The sequence below is a fragment of the Paeniglutamicibacter sp. genome (assembly GCF_046714615.1).
Classification (GTDB): domain Bacteria; phylum Actinomycetota; class Actinomycetes; order Actinomycetales; family Micrococcaceae; genus Paeniglutamicibacter.
In genome coordinates, this window is sequence record NZ_JBKKAP010000019.1 from 1 (window position 1) to 2688 (window position 2688).

At 58.9% G+C, this 2688-nt stretch carries 2 protein-coding genes; both read left to right on the forward strand.

Annotated elements, in window-relative coordinates:
• Window positions 1-149: 149 nt before the first annotated feature.
• Window positions 150-1733 (forward strand): IS21 family transposase, encoded by a 1584-nt coding sequence (gene istA / locus ACLQ7E_RS02355; protein ID WP_411730946.1) that lies wholly within the window; start codon window positions 150-152, stop codon window positions 1731-1733.
• A complete protein-coding gene (locus tag ACLQ7E_RS02360) occupies window positions 1726-2493 on the forward strand; it encodes an ATP-binding protein (protein WP_411730945.1) in 768 nt (255 codons plus the stop codon). Before istA ends, ACLQ7E_RS02360 begins: the two co-directional genes overlap by 8 nt.
• The last annotated feature ends 195 nt before the right edge of the window (window positions 2494-2688 follow it).

Sequence of the window (2688 nt, forward strand, 5' to 3'; positions counted from 1 at the left end):
GTGCTAAATAGCGTCAGGAGGTACTCCTGTTCCGGCTTGTTGGTACTCCCGTTCCGGGAACACGGTACCGCTCGAGAGCCTTTCGTGATCGTCTGATCTGGTCGCCACACAACACGGTGCGGCGAACTGATCAGAGGAGAAACACCTTGGTGGATTATCAAGCCATCATGTCCTTGGTTTTCAAGCGTCGGACCTACGAGGAAATCACCGCGTCGGTGGGCTGTTCACGTCGTGATGTCTCGGCCGTGAAGAAAGCCATCACCACCGCCGGCATCACTGCCGACCGCTTTGCGTCATTGACAGCGGCGGACATCGAGCAGCTTTTCCCCGATGGGCGCAAGGCCGTTTCCGAGGTCTACGCCGACCCGCATTTTGCTCAGGTCGTCGAGGAGATGAAGCACAACCGGTTCTTCACGTTGCAGCAGGGCTGGGTGAAATACCTGCGCGCGACCAGTGAGCGGAAGAAATACAGCTACTCGCAATACTGCGAACTGTTCAACCGGTTCGCCGCCGTCACCGACGTCGTGGCGACGCTGCAACACGAACCGGGCAAGGCAATGTTTGTGGACTGGGTCGGCCCCACCCTGCCGATCGTGGACACCGTGACCGGGGAAGTCGGCAAGGCCTACTTTTTCGTCGCTTCGCTGCCGTACTCCGGGTTGGTGTTCTGCCAGGCGTTCAGCAACATGAAGCAGGAAGCCTGGAACCAGGCACACGTGAACGCGCTGGCGTTCATCGGTGGGGTGCCTCAGCTGATCGTTCCCGACAATGCCCGCACCGCCACCCATAAGCGCACCCGGGCGGACAACGAGCTGGTGGTGACCAAGTCCTACCGTCAACTCGCCGAGCATTACCAAACAGCGATCGTGCCGGCGAGATCAAATAAGCCGCGTGACAAGGCGCATGTCGAGAGAATGGTGCAGGCCGTGGAGAGCCGAGTCATCGGTTATCTCGCCGCCCAGACCTGGACCTCGTTCGAGGAGCTCAACGACGCGGTGCAGGAGCGGTTGCAGGATCTCAACGAACGGTTGCGGCGGGTCAACGGGACCACGCGGCAGGAAGTCTTTGACGCGGAGGAAGCAGCGTTGCTGCAGCCCCTGCCGGACCTCCCGTATGAGTCGGTGGAATACAAGCAGTTGAAGGTCGGACGGAACTATCACGTCACCAGCGACTACCAGCACTACTCGGTGCCGTATGAGTTGGCCGGGAAGATCCTGTCGGTCCGGATCACCGCAACCACCGTGAGCATCTTTGACGGGCAAGCCAAGGTTTGCGAGCACCCGCGCAAGCTCGGGCGCCGGGGCCAGTATTCCTCGGAGTTGTCCCACGCGCCGAAGCATCACCAGCAGGTCCAGGGATTGTGGTCCAGGGAGTGGTTCCTGAACCGTGCCCGGAATTTCGGGCCGGCCACCGTGCAAGTCATCACCCAGATCCTGGACCGCAGCAAGGTCGAGGCCCAGGCATTTTTGGCGTGCCGCAATATCCTCTCGGAACTCGGCGGGAAGAAGGGCCTGTTGGAGGAGGCCTGCCAGGAAATGCTGAACATCAACGGGTATCCCACCTACACCTCGATCAAGCGGGTGATGGCTACTCTGGCCGCGGCCAAGGAGCAGAATGCTCCGATAGCTCCAGCAGCGCAGAACGTGAAGAACCTGAAGGAAGTCCAGAACCTTTCCGGAGTGTTTGTTCGCGATGCAGAGCACTACAAGGGGTGGGGTGGCACCGATGCTTAACGGTGAAGATCATCAGAAGATCAAGGAACTTCGGCTCACGGTGTTTGCCGAGAAGTTCCTTGAACTGGTCAACGACGAAGCCAATGACAAGCTGTTGCCGGAGGAAGTGTTTATGCAGGCGGTGAACCATTCCCTGGATGCTCGCCGGTCGAACAAGATCGACAAGCTCATCAAGCAAGCCCAGTTTCCCCTACCCGGTGCATCGATTGCCGAGTTGCACTACCTTCAGGGTCGGAAGATCGACGAGGCGCGGATGAAACGCTACGCGACGCATCAGTGGCGGGCGGATCCGACGAATTTGTTGATCATCTCGCCGTCTGGTGGAGGCAAGACCTATATCGCCTGCGCGATTGGTATTGCTGCCTGCCATAGCGAGCATTCGGTGTTTTACATGAGGATGGACGTGCTGGCCAGAAAGCTGCTCATCGCGCGGGGGGACAGCAAGGTCCACGATGCCCTGTTGGAGAAGTTGCGGGAGGCGGACCTGCTGATCATTGATGATTTTCTGACCGTTGGTATCGACCAGAACATTGCCAGTGACCTGTTCGGGGTCCTGGCCGACCGGGAACACCGGTTGCCCACGGTGATTGTCAGCCAGACCGATCCCGCGTATTGGGTGCAGGTGTTGCCAGACCGCGTGGCAGGGGATTCGATTGTGAATCGGCTGGCGAACAACACCAGGTGGCTCGTGTTGGGAGACACAGACATGCGCAAGCTCAAGCATGAGAAGGCCCGGGGCTCAGCTAATTTTTGGGAATAGGTTCCAGTCCGTTCCTGATCAACTGATTCCCGAGCCTTCCCCCTAAATGGTATTGGCCAAGAACCCATCAACGGTTCTTGGCCAATACGAAAAATGCTGGACACGGTACCCACTCGCCGGAACGCCAGTACCACCTATGCCGTGGGTGCGGTACCAGGTCGCCAGAACACCGGTACCATCAGACGCTATTTAGCA

What these genes read in the sequence shown, in the direction of transcription:
- ACLQ7E_RS02360 (WP_411730945.1), top strand. Translation starts at nt 1,726, where the DNA reads ATGCTTAACGGTGAAGATCATCAGAAGATCAAGGAACTTCGGCTCACG.